Source organism: Dyadobacter sp. (genome assembly GCF_039919315.1).
Lineage (GTDB): Bacteria > Bacteroidota > Bacteroidia > Cytophagales > Spirosomataceae > Dyadobacter.
Window position 1 is genome coordinate 1 of sequence record NZ_JBDSFX010000095.1, and the last position, 17219, is coordinate 17219.

The window sequence follows — 17219 nt, forward strand, 5'->3', positions numbered from 1 at the left end:
TTCAGATAATTGATTACTAAGACTATCCAAGCGGCCTAGTAGTGCCTGAACGCTTAGACCTTCAATTTGAATTAATTTTGTGGGGTTTTCACCTACCATCTTTACACCTGTTTAAATGAATTTTACATCTATTTGACAGGGCAAATCTATCTTTTGAGTGGTATGACGAAAAGGTGCAAGTAGGTGCAAATTTTAAAATTTGCACCTACTATATTTGACAACTGCTTGATATTCAGTCTGCTAGTTTTCCCTTTTTAGAAGGGGCTATTTTCCCCTTTTTGGTATTAGGACTTATACCTTTGTAAATACTCTCTTTACTTAATTCGCCATCTTTTGTTTTGAAGGCCGTTAAAATCATTTTTGTAAGTCTATTAACATTTGGGTAGCCTCCAATCATTGGGGCTTCAATCTTACCCTTACTTACTAATGATAGAATCAGGTCAGGCAATTCATTTATTTGACCGAGCCAAACTAATTTATCCTGTTTGCCTTCTGGAATAGCTTTCAACTCCTCACTTCTGTCTCTCAAATAGCTATCAAATTTAATGCTACCAACTGCTCTCCTAAACTCAAATATCGTGCTCGAATATGTATCCTCCTCTGATAGTTCAATCGGCTTGCCGTCAATAAAATACTGTTTGTATCTAAAATCCAGTTTCCAAATATCCTTATACTCCTTTTCTATTACCTCTAATTCCGATAAGACACTACTATTTACCGTCCCTTCCAACCCATAAATCAACATATTCACATCCTTTTCAACCTGAATTGTTAAATAGGCTCGTTCTTCACTATTTGGCAAGAATGCATTCTTTCTATACAAATCCGGAATAATACCATCATTTTCCTTCTCAACTTTCTCACAAGTGTCAAACAGCCATTTTATATATTTATCAATATTCAAGTTTTTATCAATGTTGGTTAGCCAATCTTTAAAGTTTTCGTCCTTCCAGCATCCGGGAAGTATGACCGTATCATTTGGGTTTTCTCCAAACTGTCAGCCTTGATATACTTTCTAAATTCGGCCTCCTTCTTATGTCCCGTACACTCCATGATAATAAACACTGGGACGCGCCTTTTAAACATGTTGGTAGCAAATGACCGCCGAGCAGTATGCGAGGTCACCAGCGACCACTTTTCAACCCCTATACTCATTTTATCCCATCCCGACTCTGTTTTAATTTTCAACTCCCCGGCCTTGTGTTGGTGTTTTAAGATTCGGTCATTCAATCCGGCCAATTTTGCGATGTCGTGTAAGTAGTCGTTGGTTTTCTGGTTTGATATACTTCGCGGTGGAACAAAATTATACTTTTCCAAAATCTCAATAGTAGAGTAATGGAATACGGGAACATAAACTTTATTTTCCGTCTTTTGCTGACGTTTTTCTATGATATAATTCCCCTCCTCATCCTGTTTAATGTGCTCAGGTTGCAGCGTTGAGAAATCGGAGAATCTAAAACCAGTCCAAGCCGCTATAATAAATAAGTCCCGCACCCTTTCCATTCCTGGTGTCCCGGACAAATCCAGCTTATAAATAGTTTCAAGCTCATTTTCAGTCAGATATATATTTTCTGATTCTTCCCGCATTCCTCCAAATGCCTTATACGAGATATTTTTGTGCAATCCCTCATCAAAAGCCCGTTGCATGAAGGTTTTAACATTCTCAACGTACTTACTGACGTTGTTTTGAGCGTATTTGCGGGTATAGGTCAACCAGTCTACCAATGCATCATAAAAGACACTATCTATGTCAGCAAAGGCCATTTTACGGGGGTACACCTTTTGAAAATCCTTTAACCCGTTTACGGTGGTTCGGTATCGCTGTATTGTACCCGGTGAAAGCTTCCGACCTTTGCTCTTTCCTGACTTTACCTTGATAGAATCCTTACGCTCTAATAAATCCTCTGCATAGGCCAACAAGTCATTTTGCGCAACTCTAACAGGTGCCGGGTTTCTCCACAGATCAACACGCCGCTTTACCTCCTCCTTTGTAATAGTTACCCGATTAGCCTTTAAATCTGTCAATATGCCTTCAACAGCCGTTTCCATACCATCCAGAAACATATTTATAGCTTCCCGGTTAGTTGCGGCCACAACATTCCTAACACGTTGTTTACCCTGATCAATAAGTTTACCTGATTTGTCGAAAGTCGCACCGTTCCAATTTTTGGGTAACACCTTCCAGCCAGTCGCAACTTTTACCCGGTCGTTATTGAATCTCACAATACCGTAAATAGGGGTTTCAGTCGGAGACTTCGGATTATGCAGGACATACGTAATTGCTGCCTCCTGATTCTTAGCCATGATGATATTTTGTATAAAGCATTTAACACAGAGCAAATATAGCAAATCAACAATCCGTTGGACGGGTTATTGGACGGCATTTTTAAATTTCTTTGTATTTATCTGAACCTACTTGAATTTCATTGTTTCAAAAAAACCCCTTCAAAGTTCATTATAAGCGATTTTGTCGGAATTTTGGCAGTTTTCAAAAACATACAATTTGGCTAGTTCGAGTCCCATCTTCGGCACTACTCTAAGACCTCAATAAGCTAGCGATAGCGAGTTGAGGTTTTTTTGTGTACAAATCCGATGTGTTGCAAACATTAATTAGGCCTCCCATTTGTTTTGACTTCAACAATTGGTCGGTTATGTTGGACAGTCGTATCACTAATAACATATTGGTTGATCCCGTCCAACTCAACTTTTAATGTCGCTAATCTCTCCAGTTTCGCATCCGTAACATTTTTAAGTTGTCCACCCCATCCACTGCCGGTATCGTGGCATATCGTTAACAAGTCTCCACTGGGATAGTAATTAACTATGAAACGGTAGCCTTTAGACACTACTTCATAATAGGGTTTGCTTTTATCAGAAGAACTATAAATTTCAAACAACTTTGAAATTGCTTTTTGACGGCCAGAATCAGCCTCAAAATAGTGCGTTTCCACCTCCGGGTCAACATCGTTCTCGCAGCCGGTAGTTATCCAAATACCCGCTAAAAGGATAAAAAGTATAGTAGTTTTCATGGCCTGTAATGTGTTTGCTAGTAGAAATTAGTATGTATACCACAAGGTACAAATGTTAGTTGCTAGCAATCAAGATTTTGCATAGATTTTACAGCAAGTAAGTTCCTGCATGTGATGCAACGTCTACCAGAACATTTGGGTCAATAAAAGTATAAATCACAAATTTTATGATGAAAGTAATCTCGAAATGCTTGATCTTGACTTTATGTATATTTGCACAAGGATGCGAGAAAATTTGTGGCTGTATGGCTCCGCCATTGAGCTCTGAATTGATGGGAAAATGGGAATGGATCAAAACGGTTACTCCCAGTCAAACAATCACTCCTGAATCCGTAGGGTATAGCCGTACGTTTCAGCATGAAAATGATGGAAGCGACTACATTGCATTCTATCAGAATGATTCTTTGTATCTACGAATGGTCGAATCCCGCGATTTTTACAAAGAGGACCTCGCTCAGCTTTCAGTTATCAAGCAGTACGGATCAAAATTCATTAAATACTATTTAAGCAGAAATCCTGGCAGTGATATTAGAGAAATGCAAACCAGTGAGCTGCTGAATAGTTATGAAAACTCTGTCGATACCGTGCGCCACTATTATCGTTATTCTTACCGATAATCCGCACTGTGATGTAACATTGTTAGCATCCTCAATGAGCTAGGGATAGGTAGTTATATTTCTTTGTTCTGCTCACAAAGAGAATCTTTTATTGGCCCATTTAATTGCCGACTACGAAGAAAAAACCAGTGACCTGCCACAGGTAGATCCGGTAGAACTCATCAAAATCAGAATGGAGGATTTTGGTTACAAATCTATTGATCTTGCCAAAGAATATGGAGACAAGGGTACCATAAGTAAGGTATTGAATTACAAGCAAGTTCTTTCTCTAACAATGGTCCGCAAGTTCAGTAAGCTGCTGTTTATTCCGGATGTTTTGATTGCTGAATATGAATTAAAATAAGTGCTAGACGGAGTTAGTGTAACTTTACGTAGGTCATTAATCCGGCGGTACCCATCACCAACATGGTATCGGCCGAGATAGTACCCGTGTAGTTGAAGCCATTGCTTCTATATACGACGGTTTTTTCTTTTAAAGTGTAGGGATGCGCCACAGGGATTGACAACTCGCTTTTATATTTTGACGAAAATTCTACTTCCTTCGTGTTTTTGAATTCCAGATAATTGTATAGCTCCGGATTAAGATTTCTTTGCCAGATTGTGCCCACAAGCTCATTTGTTGGCTCGATTGTTATATCCGGCGGGGCATTTTCCTTTTTAGAACAAGAGATCAAAAAAAGCGTGAAGGCTAGTGAAAATAAGGTTGATTTCATGGCTCAACTAGTTTTGTAATGGTTTGCTACAATGCTAACCATTCGATTGTCATCGGGTTAGCTTACTGCTGCAAGTAACTGATTATATATTTAATTAACAATATCCTAAACGCCAATCTGTCGTCCGGTAGAATTTTGCGGGATTGAAAATGAAATCCAGGAATGCTTCGCAGGTGCAACATTGTCTACAAGCAAAAAGCCCTACCGAAGGAAAATTCTTTTTGGCATCCTCAACCAAATATTCTACGTTTGCCACGCTCAATTCAAGTAAGGTGTCTCGGCACCATTACAATTTTATAGTATCTGTTTGGTGCCGTTATGTGCTGCCTACACCGATTGACGGTGTCGTGGCTACCGTAATGGATTAAACACCATTGCCCTTACTTGGGTTGAGCAACGGCAAGCGCGGCACCGTTTATAGTTGCGCATCATGCTAACCTATACATGCACGATGGCTTTTTTTCAAGATCCACAAAAGTACACACCTACCAAAGAGCAAGTTGTAGCCAATTTCCTCGGCACAGAATATGACCTGCTAGAAATCGAAAGGCTTTTTAATGACATGGTGAAACGCTATGTGCATCCCGACAACGATTGGAACCTAAGTCCGTACAGAATTGCCGAAGTTTTTGAAAACAGCGAAGTGATCGAGGATTTGATCCGCGGGCTGATTAGAGCCCATCAGCATTTGCATAAATAATCTTATGCCAATAAGCATCAACTTTTCAGCTAATCCCTTCTGCCCGGGCATCCCTGGCAAGCTGTACAAACTGATTTATACTAACCCAGATCAACATTACCCCCATTCCAGCAATCATCACATATAAAAAAGCAAAATGCCGGACGTTTCCCGATGTGGGAAGAACTGCCCTTCCGCTTGCAGAATCGAAGTAAACTGCGATGGTATCAACGCCCATCATGCGGCGAAAATACTTTCTACCAAGCTCAAATTTGTACGCTTTACCTTTATATTCAGCGTAGATCTCGGCAGGTAGTTTGACTGTTCCAGCTCCCCGATATCTACCAGTAATTTTCATGCAAACTACCGGGCTGTAACTGGCCATTTCATCTTGCCACGCATCATCCCGATAGATTATATACGTGAGCGCAAGGAAAACTACCCCTGCTATAAATGTAATAGAAGACCCAAACCATCCAAATTCTCTTCGCCCCTCAGTCATAAACTCGCACACGAAATTACATCATCGATTATTGCTCAAATGTTTCTCGGATCGCCCGTAAAACAGGTAGATGAGCGTACCCAAAAAAGGGAAGAAGAGGATAACGGCTAGCCAAATTAACTTTGGCACAACCGCCAGCTCCTTATTGAACATCAGATCATTGATAGTCCATATTACCAAAGCAAAAAATATGATTGCTAGGGAAGTCAGAAATATCTCCTGGTTTCCCAATCCAAAGATCGCTGTGAAAAGCTTAGTCATATTGAAGTGTTCACGTTGTTGTATTAAAGATATATAAATCTGATATGCAATCAGAATCAATCAACCTTCACAAATAACATTTTTGAATTTGGTGAACATCTTTGAAGAATGAGGCGTGTCTCATCCAGTTCGAGATCCCAGGTAGGACATTCGGCGCAAAGACCGAGGATAATGCTAATAAAAGGTTCGCTATGAAATTCGATTTTGTGGAAGCTACCATTAATCCTCAACGACGATGGACCACATGGGAGGACAAGGCCATTCGATGTTACATATTCGCCATACCGACTAAAAAACATGTAAATGGAATCCTTTTCCGGAACATCTTGCCATTCGACTATGCCATCCTTAGTAACCTGTTGAGAGGTCATTTTCCATTTACCAACAAGATCGTCGGGAACCTTAGACAGCTCTTTCGACTTGCACGCATAAACGCTCCACATTATAAAAAAAGCTACAACAAATTTCATAGTTTCTGAATTTATCTACCTGAATGACACCATAATAAGGACTTTGGTTGCTCGTATTAAAAATCGTATGATTTAATGAGTTATCCAACAGCCCCGGACGGTTTTATAAAACAGGCTTTTCTTTCCGAAACACCTATTTCCGCTTCTGTGCAAACAGCCAATCCAGCAAGCCTGGTGTGGTTTTGACTTTGTGAAAAATAGCATGTTCCAGGTTTGGAAATTCTGTGTAGCGGGGGTTACCGCCGGAACGTTTCATGGCTGCAACAAAGTCCCGCGAACCTGACACGGGAACATTTTTGTCTTTTGCGCCATGAAAAGCCCAAACAGCTACATTAACCATATTTTTGCCAAGAGCAGGATCGCCGCCGCCGCAGACAGGCACCGCTGCTGCGAACAGGTCGGGACGGGTCCCGATGAATTGCCACGACCCGTATCCGCCCCGGGAAACGCCGGTCACATATATTCTTTTTGGATCGATGCCCGGCTGTTTTGCCAGCGACGCAATCGCCTCCAATGCAAGTTTTTCAATCGAAGGATGATTAGGTATTCCGCCCCAGCCTGTTCCTCTCGGACATCTTGGAACGAAAATAAAAGCCGGATACTTGCTTCTGTTCCCCTTTTCCGATAGCCATTCCGCAGGTCCGTTCCACAGTATCTGACGGTCATTGTCGTCTGCGCAGAAAAAGGGCAGGCATACTACCAATGGATATTTCGCATTGGGATCGTAGTTCAAAGGCTTCATAAACCGGTACAACAAGGAATCTCCGGTACTACTCACATATGATCCGACCTCAAAAGGTTGCGCCGCAACCCTTGCGTCTTCCGGTACGTGAAATAAGACATAATCACGCTCGATCATACTTGCGCCGAACCAAAGCATTATCCCAACACACAGGACTATCAAAATGTTTAACCGGTTTTCTGAAACCAGGTTCTCGGGATTATTTTGCTTTTCGGTATGAATGTGTTTTGATTCGTCCGAAAAATTTAAAATGAATAGAATGGGAACAAGTGTGCTAATCCATGCTAATGCCTGGTTTAACTTTTCAGGTGTTCCCGTCATGGTCAACCCCGAACCGATAAGGTACAGGTTTAGCACGAGAAGCATTGATATGGCCAAACCTAATACAATCCCCGACCACTTCAACCAATGCCGCGTGCCCGATTCGGAAAAGATCAAACTTGCCGCCAGGAGGATGTGAGCACCCATATTCACAAACATGACAGGGCTATATAGGCTTTGCAGTTCGCGATGTAATGACATTACCAGGTACACCAATATAGCAAAACATGCACTTGATATCGCCGCAATAATCGTCGTCCATACGACAATCCGATATCTTTTGTAGTGATAATATCGGATCAAAAATATAGCTCCCAGCAGATATACGATGTTCTCAACTATAAACCAGTTTTTAAAGGAAAGTAGCGTAGCCCATTCACGACCATAAAAATCCATCCCCATCCACTGATACATAATACGATCAAAAACTGCCGTTATGACGGAGAGTGCAAGGAGGGCGCTCCCGGATTTATAGATGTTTCGGGTCCAGATCATGGCTTTTAAAACAGAAAAGTCTTTGCTGCTGAACAAATACTAAATTCAGCTTCCTCGACTAAATATTCCACGTTTGCCTTGCTTAATGTAAAGTAAGGAGTGTCGGCAACATTACATTCTATTCCTTCGCCGGACCCTTTTCCAATAATGAAGAAATCATCAATTCCAATGTGCGGTGATTGGAGCTATTCGTACGAAAATCTTTGAAAATAATTTTTCCATTCTTATCAATCACAAAATTTTCAGGTGCACCCTCAACACCAAAGCTTTGTTTGGCAGAAGCGAAGGTACTGCGTAATGGGATAAAGGAATATTTGGTATTTTTCATAAAAGGAAGCACGTAGCCGTCTTGCGCTGGAATTACATTAATACCGATGTATACCACACTATCCCCCTTAAATGAATCGACAACCGTTTGAAAATGCGGGAATTCCTCCCTGCAAGGTGCACAACCAGGAAACCAGAATGTAAGCAAAACTACCTTACCTCTCAGCGATTTCAAATCTAACTTTTCGTCACCTGTATAAAGGCCCAGCTCAAACGGGTAAGCAGTAACAGCCGTGCTATTCCTGATCATTTCAATGTCTTTATCAACCTGTCCTTTGTCGTTGCCAAGCTTCTGTCCATACGATTCAAGTGCGCTGTAAAGCGCGTCAGTGGGTAGTTTTGCGAATTTTACGGACAAGCTGTCGTACGCCGCTTTAATGTCGCCGGATTTTGCCTGCAAGGAAGCTTTTTTAAGCGCAATAAAGTCGTCCAGGTAACTAGACCGGGGAAGTTTAACCTGATCAAGACTCATGATAGCCTCTTTATAATTTTGATCTCGGTCCAGTTTATCAATCCTGATTAATGATTCAGCCAATTCTTTCCTGATCTTCCAATCGCCTTCCCAACCCATTTCGTTGATCAGCGCCAAGGCCTTTTCAGGATTTGTTTCCAGATAAGCATCTGCTAATTTCGCCGTCCCGGAAACTGACCATTCAAATTTTTGTGGTGGATACAGTTCCCGGAGCACTTCAAAATAGTGAATCTTGTCATCCAGATTTTTAGCCCGCAGACCTAACTGATATATGGCAGCCGCCCCACGTTGATCCTCAGGAAAATCCTTTACAAATTCAAAAACTTTTTTCTCGTATGTATCCGGATTACTACTTTCAAAAGACATAAGGTAACTATATGCATAGCCGGCATTTGATGGTTCCAGGGAAGCTGCCTTTTCCGTATATTCCGTAAACAACTCGTATTTCGACCCCATATATGCATCTGAACCAAGCATAGACCATATTTTAGCGTTTTTTGGATCCATTGCGGCAGCTTTTAACAGGAAGTCCTTGGGCTGGGGCATTGATGCTTTAAAATAAACTGTACCGATGGCCAAAGGAATATTCACATTGTTCGGATATTTTTTCATCCACACATCGTACTGGTCCAAAAGAAGCGGATTCTTCATTCCCATCGCATATATATATTTTTGATGGGCTTTCAAACTATCCATATTAGCTTCCACGACAACCAACGCTTTTGCAATTTCTGCGGCGGGTGCCGGGCCCATGCGTGTAGGTGTTTGGGAGAAAACCTGCATGCCGAAACAGGTTATAAATAGCAAAATCACAAATCTAGTTTTCAAATTTCTCATCATTTGACGCTGATTATGTTGAGTTCTCAACACTCGAAAAAGTGGCCTCGATAGGGTTTTTACTGTTATATTTAAATATATTATATATACTCAAAAAAGCTAGGTTGCTTAATTTTTAGAGGAATTCTTACTATAATATGTAGAAGAGAAATTGACCTGGCCAAACTTAGGTCACTGATCTTTGTGACTTCCGAATGCAAGGAGAGAGAAATTACTCTGCGTAGCATTGGCAGAGCTAAATGGCATAGAGAGCCCGAAAATATTTAAATTAATGTAGTTACCCGTATAAACGGTGTTTATTAATTCAATGTGAATGAAATAGGCAAATTATACTTAATACTGAGCGGCACTTGGTCGCGCTGGGCTGGCTTCCATTTAGGCATCGCTTTCACTACACGAATTGCCTCCTTTGACATTGATTCATGTGGGGAGCCAAAAACAAAAATGTTGACCAAATTTCCATTCGTATCCACAGAAAAACTGATAAAAACCCTTCCTTCTATTCCGCGCCTGGGCAGCGACTTGGGGTACACTACTTTCTCGCCAATAAATCGATACATTTCGGTCATTCCCCCAGGAAACTCCGCATTGACAAACAAGCTTTTTGACCCGTCTTCTCTGTAGTACTTAGCATCGATCTGTTTGCCTGAATTGTCATAGCGCAAATGAGAATCAACCTGCCCATTTTTGTAATATGTAATTTCATCATCTACCTGACTGCCATTCATATACATAGCCCGCGACTGAATTTTACCGTCTTCATAATAAAATTCAAAAGGCCCCTGTCTTTTTTTCAAATCTTTGTCCAAAAAAACGCCTTTCATTTGCAACTGCCCGGTCCGGTAGTAATCCATTGCCTGCCAAAATCCGTTGTCATTATTAAAAGCAACTCTGCGAAAGGCGGCTGACGCGGGATCCGCAATTTCTTTCCAGTTTTCATCATAGAAAATACGGATCGTGTCATCCTGCGCAAAGGCAACTGAAAAACTAAGGCAACTTAGCAAAATCAAACTAGTACAAAACCTGACCATATGGGACTATTAGCTATATCACAAAGTTATCTTAAAGACCTTATCATTTTTCGGATTTCATCTGGGACTAGCGTCGTATCGATCTTGTCTGCCAATTTCAAATATTTGACCGCGCTATCTTTCTGCATTGCGTAAGTGTATGCAATTGTCAATTTGGAAATTGTTCCGATACCTTTTGGATCCCGGGTAAATGATCCTCTTAAATAGTAAAGGCAGCTATCCATTTCATTCTTGTCACGCGTATCGCCATACATGTTACCATAGCTTTGACCCGCAGCTTCCCAGACACGAGGATTATCGGGATTAAGCCAAAGTGATTTCCTGAAAAATGGAAGAGATTCTTTAAATTTTTCCTGGCCGCCCAGTAAGTTTCCGAAACCCCAATAAACATCCGCATTGGTACTGTCCAGCAACCAGGCCTGATTAAAACGCATCATAGCGGTGTCAGCAACATTCTTGTCGAAATAATTCCAAGCTCTTGCCACCCTATCTTTTGCTGCCATTATTCTGTCACCTCCACATGATTGCTCCATTTCTTTTATAAATCGCTTATCTGCCTCGATCTGCTCGGGACATTTTTTCGCATTGCCATACATAGGAAGCCGATTAATTCCCTCGGGACAATCCTGGATAGATGAGCATCCAATCAGGATTACCAACTGGGCGGCCCAAAGGCGTAATAATGTATTCACTGAATTCTGCTAGTTTGAGCTTGTGGCATGTTTGATGATCGAATATATTAAAATTCGCTTTCGCTTTCTGCCCTTCGTCTCAGTGCTAATTCAGTGAATTTAAAAGTTTATTGGTTTAATAATTTAGGTTAACCAAAAAGTACTCTCGGACTTCGCACAACAGTAGCATAAAAACAGGCCCTATTCTCGCGAAACAGACGTTTTGTCAAAACTGCAACATGCGCGGATCTTTCCAGCTAATTTGCTTTGGTGATTAGAAGAGCGGAAGTCAGAGGTGATTGTCGTAAGTCTTTCCCGTTATGCTGAAAATATGTGTATTCATAAAGAGTAAAACATTTGGTATCCTTTTGCTTATACCACACATCCAACGTATCAGAGTCCATGCTATTCAGTTTAAGAATTAATGACGATTTCCCGCTGCTATTTTTTCGACAATCTGTAGAAAAAACGTATCCCCCAGCAGCGGGAACATATAGGTAAGTCAGATATAGCCACTCCTTATCTTCAATGTCGAAAAGCTTGACTGAATCAACCGAATAGTAAGACCGAGACGTATCCACGAGATTGTTTCCGACGGGATCAACGATTGAAAACGTAATGGGTGTACTCACGGGAGCGTCAACCGTATCTGAACAATTGTCGCAAGCAACAAAAGCGAAACTCAGTGCTACAAAAAATTGAAATGCGACAGCACGATTACAATTTGTTTTCATCTGTAAGTGATTTTCAATATCGACACAGTTAAATCATTTTTCGTTGTTTCCTGCTTTTACTACTTAACAATGGTAGGTTTTATTGGTCAAATTTCCACTGTTCATTTTAAAATGAAATGTCTTTTCACAAAGCCGATAATTTTGTGTCCTAATTAAAAGAACCAAAACAATCCAGATGAAAGATTTAGAAATAAGACTGAAAAATAGCCCGGGCGCATTGGCTGCAATGGGCGAAGCATTGGCAGCGGCGGGTGTTAGCATTGAAGGTGGCGGTGCATGGACTTTTGCGGAAAGTGGTATTGCTCATTTTCTTTTTGAAGATGGTGGCAAAGCAAGGTTAGCGCTGGAATCTGTGGGAATTGAGGTTATTCAGGAAAATGAAATCCTTGTTCAGCGATTAAAACAAGACATTCCTGGCCAACTGGGCATGATAACGCGGTTAATGCAACAAGCCGGCGTGAACATTGAAACGCTTTACAGTGATCATGCTAATCAACTCATATTGGTTGTGGATGATTATGAAAACGGTAAATTAGTGTCGGATCAATGGAGCAAGAGCCATAACAATAATGGAGGAATTTGAAAACCAGTTTAGTGAAATTGCTGCGCTTTTAGGTGACAAATCCAGGGCCGTAATGCTCTGGTGCTTGCTGGACGGACGTGCCTATACGGCATCAGAATTAGCCATTTGTGCCAATATTTCTGCCCAATCTGCCAGTAATCATTTGGCTAAAATGATCAATGCGAATATGCTGGGCGTTGAAAAACAGGGTAGGCACAGGTACTATCGCTATGCCAGTGCGGAGGTAGCGCAGGTGATCGAGTCTATGGCGAGCCTGGTGACATTGAGCAATGAGCATTCAAGAATTCGGAAACCTGCTCAAAATGATTTTACCTACGCCAGAACCTGCTACGACCATCTGGCCGGGAAATTCGGTGTCGATCTGACTACTTCTCTGGTTCAAAGGAACATGCTTCGGATCGAGGAAAAGAGGTATGCCGTAACCCCCGAGGGAGTTGTCTGGTTTCAATCCATTGGAATCAATCCCGAAGAGAGTAAATCTCAAAAGCGTTCTTTTGCTCATCAATGCCTGGATTGGAGTGAAAGAAAGCATCATTTGGCTGGTGCCCTGGGCACGTCACTGCTTAACGGATTGATGAAAAATGACTGGATCAGAAGAAAACAGTTTTCCCGCGAAATTATCATTACCCCAACCGGTAAGCTGCAATTATCGAATAGCTTAGGTTTGGAATTTTAAAATAAACATTCAGAAAACACATTGAATAAATGGCTAAACAGCACAACTATAATCTAACCATACAATGGACCGGCAACAACGGAACTGGTACTTCCGATTACAAAGCTTACGAAAGAAGCCATTCTATTTTGGTCAATAACAAAGCAGAAATAGCTGCATCGTCTGACCCTGCATTTCGCGGAGACAAGACCAAACATAACCCTGAGGAGCTATTAGTTGCCTCGCTATCAAGCTGTCACATGCTATGGTACCTGCATTTGTGCACCGAAGCGGGCGTAGTCGTAACGGATTACACGGATCACGCCACAGGCGTCATGGTTGAAACCGCCAATGGAGGCGGATACTTTTCCGAAGTAACATTGCATCCTAACGTAACGGTTACTGAAAACTCAATGATTGAAACAGCAAATGCATTACATAAAAAAGCCAATGAACTATGTTTCATCGCTAATTCAGTCAATTTTAAGGTGCATCATGAACCGGTTTGTAGGGTTGCTGATTAACAATTCTGCTTTTTCTATCCCCCTACTGACATACTGTTGTCACAACCAATCATTTTATTTGGCATAGATTTCGTTCAGAAATAGCTATGCAAGCAGAAATTCAATCGCTTTATCATTCAAAAATATGTTCTGTACATAATTTTTTATGTCAGTGCCACGATTGTAAGGTTTCAGCGACGGAATACCAGGAAAATTTCTCTTTTGCCTACGTCAGGACTGGTAATTTTTTGTTTAAGACATTCAAAAATGACCTTGATGCGCATCACGGGTTATTTTTGATATCGAAACCAGGCTATGAGTACCGGGTTGGTCATGTGCATGACATGCCTGATCAATGTACCATATTCTCGCTGGGAGCGGACAGTTTGGAGCATTTACGGACGCAAAACCAAGGGTACTCCTGGTTTTTCAAGAATCCTGACTTGCAATCTATTCTGATCAAAGCAACTCCTGAGACGGAATACCTTCACCACCACATATTCCAAATGATGAGTCAGTCCCGGTTTCATCGGCTGCTTGCTGAACAATTAATCACAGATCTTTTTTTGAAGGTACTTTCGTCTTCCCAAAATGACACTTCGGGTTTTCAACTTAGCTACAAGCAAAAAAGGAATTACTTGCCAGTTATTGAATCGGTGAAGGCGTTCATCAATGATTCATTTGCCGAAAATCTTTCCCTATCGCAGCTGGCGGACCTTGGCAATATGAGCCCCTATCATTTCAACAGGGTTTTCAAACAGATCACCAATGCCAGTCCTTACAATTACCTGCTTCGTGTCAGGTTGCAGCAGGCTAATCTTCAACTATCCAATACCGACCTTCCGATCACGACCATTGCTTTTTCGTGTGGTTTCAATAGCCTGGAAAATTTCTCAACAGCTTATAAAAATCAGTTCGGCAAAGCTCCCACTGCCACTCGTTTATGAAAACAGCAATTTTCCTCAAATGAATAAAATCGCTACCTGATAGTTTTGCTCATCACTAAAACAACAATACGATGAAAGAGCAACTAAAAACTATCCTTACCAACTCTAAAAGTTATACACTGGCAGTAGCTGCCGCAATGCCAGCCGATACCTATGGTTTCAAACCTGTGGATACTGTCTGGAATTTTGGAGAGCTATTGAACCACATTGGTTATGGGATTTACTGGTGGGAAGAAAATTACATTCGGGGTATAGAAACCGACTGGAACCCACCGGCAAGCCTCACCTCCAAAAGCAAAATTGCCACTTACCTTCTTGATGCTTTTGAAATGCTGGAAAAAACCCTCGCGGAGTTATCTGATAGAAATGAGGCCATCGCTGGTTTTCACACTACATTGGACCACATTACCCACCACCGCGGACAGGCTACTACCTACCTGCGCTGCTGTGGCATTACCCCGCCTGAATACATCTATTAGCCCACCGGGCCGGTTACCTAAATTGGCCCATACCATTTTCCCTTTCAATTTGCTTCAACGGTCTCATTATCAATGAGGCCGTTTCTTTTTTATAATCATACCATTCCCGTTTTCACTCATTTATCCCAAAACTAAAATCATGAATTTATGTGATTTACAGGCCGCTATATAGTAGGGAACTTTGAAGTGTAAGATTCAAAATCAATCAAATCATTTTAAATAATCCTACCATGAAAACATTACAATCATTTCTGACAGTCTGCTTTTTTGCCTGCGCCTCGAACATTGCCTATGCAAATGTTCCCGCAAACCATTCGCTCATTACTGCCGACACCAGCAACATTCCGCAGCGATTCCGTGTGCTCATCCCCTCTCTTGAAAAATACCGGGGCGAATGGCCACTGGAATTCCTGATTGCGTGGATCAAGAAAGAGTCGGACGGAAGTATTGCAAGCCACACCTCATTGGATGAGCGTGGTTACTTCCAGTTGCATCCCGACGAATCCAAAGCGTTAAAAGTAGACCATGAAAGACTGAGTACCGACCGGGATTATTCGATTTATGCAGGTGTAAAACTGGTTGACCTTCGGGGTGCTTCGGCAGCCAAATATGCGAAAATGCTTGGTATAGATGCCTCAGGGGAGGTTTATTTGGGCCTTACCAAACTCATGCACTGGCTTCCTTATGGCGTTGAAAACATCGTTGAAGTCATGAAAAAGAAAGAGTTTGCCCCTGACAGCTGGGACTCGTTCAAAGCCTTTTGTGAGGAAAATAAGGATGAAATCCAGGCAGGTATTAACAGAAAAGGAAAATGGCAGCTGGAACGGGGCATCAAAAATGCGGACGACGTACTTTCCTATGCCCGCTCCATCAATGTAACACCTTGATTTACCGCTTTCTAATATCATCAATTTATGCGATTTACAGAGGCCTGAATAGTCGTCAACTTTGATGCATCAAGTCAAAAACCGCTCATTAAAATTTAAACAAATCGAAACATGAAAACAGTATTATTACTTTGGATCATCACCTGCTTCGTTTCATCGCGAGCATTGGCGCAGGCAGCAGACCCGGGGATCGAGTTTGAACTAGAAAGAGAGGATGCGCTTAAGATACGTGACCTTTCAACACGTGTACTTCAACTTAATCAGGACATGCTAAATAATTCTGCGTCGGCATTTGACGCTGTTTTCAGCAGACTGGACGGTGTTAAGGTCGAATCGTCAGATTTTGAAAGTGTGTGGACATTTAGTTTCACAAAGGTTTTTGAGAAAGTTCTGGATAGTTCGATTCCCGATGTTCCGGGTGTCTCATTTGGCGTGGATCTCCTCAAAGATATTTATAGACTCGATCAGGCCCGACTTGAAAAAGAAATACGGATTGAAAACGCTTTGGCGACGAACAGAATGAAGGAAATTCTCGCGCAAATCGCCGAGCGCAGAACGACGACGTTTAGCCTGGACCGTGCAAGCATTGAAGAAATTTTACTAGCCAAATTCAAGGTTGACGGAGGTACCTATCTTACAAACGCATCAGAAGGATTGAAAAGTATGGAAGTGGCTTTACAAAAAACGCATGGAGGCGTGAAAATACAGACCCTGATTTTTGAATTCAAGATTCTTGAAGAGCTCATTAACGGCGTCGCAAAGTCATACAAAAACAAGGAATTCATGATGTGTGAGGTTTGGATGACGGGCTGCGATCGTGGTGGATGGGAATCATCAAATACCACCCCTACGCCCGCCTGCCCAATCATCGAAAAGGCTAAATACGTTTTTACAGGTGATATGGCAACCCAGTTTACGGCAGCTGCCAATGCAGTACTTACGCCACTCAGAGTGATACCTGATATCCAATCCAGGCTACTTCTCTCAGATCTTAATGTTGATTTTCACATGAAAATTCACCCTCCCGGCTGCACGAGGGACTGCTCGGTTATGGTTCCTGTGACAAGAAAAGACGGGAAAATTAACATCAGCAGCAAAGTGGGTTGGAAGGGTTGCAGTGGTGGTGACGGCATGTTCCTATATGCCCTGGACGGATACGGTAAACTCAAACCGCTCACTAACGATATCATCAAGCAAATGGAACGGGCCAGGTACGTCGTATTCAATGAGGTTTTCTATGAAGATGTCAAAATACATAAATGAC

At 41.7% G+C, this 17219-nt stretch carries 21 protein-coding genes; 10 read left to right on the plus strand and 11 right to left on the minus strand.

Features of this window, described 5'->3' with window-relative positions:
- Positions 1 to 232 precede the first annotated feature (232 nt).
- The 3 genes from ABIO93_RS27900 to ABIO93_RS27910 form a co-directional block, all read right to left on the minus strand.
- Positions 233 to 904 (minus strand): hypothetical protein, encoded by a 672-nt coding sequence (locus tag ABIO93_RS27900; RefSeq protein WP_348073302.1) that lies wholly within the window; start codon positions 902 to 904, stop codon positions 233 to 235.
- A 17-nt stretch (positions 905 to 921) separates the two neighbouring features.
- Positions 922 to 2304, minus strand: coding sequence for a site-specific integrase (locus ABIO93_RS27905; RefSeq protein ID WP_348073303.1), 1383 nt, complete (start codon positions 2302 to 2304; stop codon positions 922 to 924).
- Between the two features lie 302 nt (positions 2305 to 2606).
- Positions 2607 to 3029 carry a hypothetical protein gene (locus tag ABIO93_RS27910; RefSeq protein WP_348073304.1) on the minus strand — a complete coding sequence of 141 codons (423 nt, stop codon included), beginning with the start codon at positions 3027 to 3029 and terminating at the stop codon, positions 2607 to 2609.
- Between the two features lie 245 nt (positions 3030 to 3274).
- Here ABIO93_RS27910 and ABIO93_RS27915 point away from each other — a divergent pair, with 245 nt between their 5' ends.
- The gene (locus ABIO93_RS27915; RefSeq protein ID WP_348073305.1) at positions 3275 to 3646 is read left to right on the plus strand and encodes a hypothetical protein; all 372 of its coding nucleotides are present in this window, start codon (positions 3275 to 3277) and stop codon (positions 3644 to 3646) included.
- A gap of 91 nt (positions 3647 to 3737) precedes the next feature.
- Positions 3738 to 3989 carry a hypothetical protein gene (locus ABIO93_RS27920; RefSeq protein ID WP_348073306.1) on the plus strand — a complete coding sequence of 84 codons (252 nt, stop codon included), beginning with the start codon at positions 3738 to 3740 and terminating at the stop codon, positions 3987 to 3989.
- Positions 3990 to 4002: 13 nt separating this feature from the next.
- Here ABIO93_RS27920 and ABIO93_RS27925 read toward each other — a convergent pair whose 3' ends face one another.
- On the minus strand, positions 4003 to 4359 hold the full coding sequence (locus ABIO93_RS27925; protein WP_348073307.1) for a hypothetical protein: 357 nt from the start codon (positions 4357 to 4359) through the stop codon (positions 4003 to 4005).
- Positions 4360 to 4789: 430 nt separating this feature from the next.
- On the opposite strand from ABIO93_RS27925, the gene ABIO93_RS27930 reads away from it, so the two are divergent.
- Complete coding sequence (locus ABIO93_RS27930; RefSeq protein ID WP_348073308.1) at positions 4790 to 5059, plus strand: hypothetical protein; 270 nt, start codon at positions 4790 to 4792, stop codon at positions 5057 to 5059.
- Between the two features lie 25 nt (positions 5060 to 5084).
- On the opposite strand, the gene ABIO93_RS27935 is transcribed toward ABIO93_RS27930, so the two are convergent.
- From ABIO93_RS27935 to ABIO93_RS27965, 7 genes are all read right to left on the minus strand, one after another.
- Positions 5085 to 5540: a hypothetical protein gene (locus tag ABIO93_RS27935; RefSeq protein WP_348073309.1), complete on the minus strand. Its 456-nt coding sequence runs from the start codon at positions 5538 to 5540 to the stop codon at positions 5085 to 5087.
- Between the two features lie 317 nt (positions 5541 to 5857).
- Positions 5858 to 6271: a hypothetical protein gene (locus ABIO93_RS27940; RefSeq protein WP_348073310.1), complete on the minus strand. Its 414-nt coding sequence runs from the start codon at positions 6269 to 6271 to the stop codon at positions 5858 to 5860.
- A gap of 133 nt (positions 6272 to 6404) precedes the next feature.
- Positions 6405 to 7829 (minus strand): prolyl oligopeptidase family serine peptidase, encoded by a 1425-nt coding sequence (locus tag ABIO93_RS27945; RefSeq protein WP_348073311.1) that lies wholly within the window; start codon positions 7827 to 7829, stop codon positions 6405 to 6407.
- Positions 7830 to 7947: 118 nt separating this feature from the next.
- Entirely contained in the window at positions 7948 to 9456 is a 1509-nt protein-coding gene (locus tag ABIO93_RS27950; protein ID WP_348073312.1) for a TlpA disulfide reductase family protein, read from the minus strand.
- Between the two features lie 308 nt (positions 9457 to 9764).
- Complete coding sequence (locus tag ABIO93_RS27955) at positions 9765 to 10469, minus strand: TonB family protein (protein WP_348073313.1); 705 nt, start codon at positions 10467 to 10469, stop codon at positions 9765 to 9767.
- A gap of 53 nt (positions 10470 to 10522) precedes the next feature.
- The gene (locus tag ABIO93_RS27960; RefSeq protein WP_348073314.1) at positions 10523 to 11188 is read right to left on the minus strand and encodes a hypothetical protein; all 666 of its coding nucleotides are present in this window, start codon (positions 11186 to 11188) and stop codon (positions 10523 to 10525) included.
- Positions 11189 to 11424: 236 nt separating this feature from the next.
- A complete protein-coding gene (locus ABIO93_RS27965) occupies positions 11425 to 11901 on the minus strand; it encodes a hypothetical protein (protein WP_348073315.1) in 477 nt (158 codons plus the stop codon).
- A 175-nt stretch (positions 11902 to 12076) separates the two neighbouring features.
- Here ABIO93_RS27965 and ABIO93_RS27970 point away from each other — a divergent pair, with 175 nt between their 5' ends.
- The 7 genes from ABIO93_RS27970 to ABIO93_RS28000 all read left to right on the plus strand — a co-directional run bounded on the left by ABIO93_RS27970 (position 12077) and on the right by ABIO93_RS28000 (position 17218).
- Entirely contained in the window at positions 12077 to 12484 is a 408-nt protein-coding gene (locus ABIO93_RS27970; protein ID WP_348073316.1) for an amino acid-binding ACT domain-containing protein, read from the plus strand.
- Positions 12471 to 13160: a transcriptional regulator gene (locus ABIO93_RS27975; protein WP_348073317.1), complete on the plus strand. Its 690-nt coding sequence runs from the start codon at positions 12471 to 12473 to the stop codon at positions 13158 to 13160. The genes ABIO93_RS27970 and ABIO93_RS27975 overlap by 14 nt, the downstream gene beginning before the upstream one ends.
- A 29-nt stretch (positions 13161 to 13189) precedes the next feature.
- A complete protein-coding gene (locus tag ABIO93_RS27980; protein WP_348073318.1) occupies positions 13190 to 13663 on the plus strand; it encodes an OsmC family protein in 474 nt (157 codons plus the stop codon).
- 86 nt (positions 13664 to 13749) lie between these two features.
- On the plus strand, positions 13750 to 14589 hold the full coding sequence (locus ABIO93_RS27985; RefSeq protein ID WP_348073319.1) for a helix-turn-helix transcriptional regulator: 840 nt from the start codon (positions 13750 to 13752) through the stop codon (positions 14587 to 14589).
- A 71-nt stretch (positions 14590 to 14660) separates the two neighbouring features.
- On the plus strand, positions 14661 to 15068 hold the full coding sequence (locus ABIO93_RS27990) for a DinB family protein (RefSeq protein WP_348073320.1): 408 nt from the start codon (positions 14661 to 14663) through the stop codon (positions 15066 to 15068).
- Between the two features lie 230 nt (positions 15069 to 15298).
- Positions 15299 to 15955, plus strand: coding sequence for a hypothetical protein (locus ABIO93_RS27995; RefSeq protein WP_348073321.1), 657 nt, complete (start codon positions 15299 to 15301; stop codon positions 15953 to 15955).
- Between the two features lie 111 nt (positions 15956 to 16066).
- On the plus strand, positions 16067 to 17218 hold the full coding sequence (locus ABIO93_RS28000; protein WP_348073322.1) for a hypothetical protein: 1152 nt from the start codon (positions 16067 to 16069) through the stop codon (positions 17216 to 17218).
- Position 17219 lies beyond the last annotated feature (1 nt).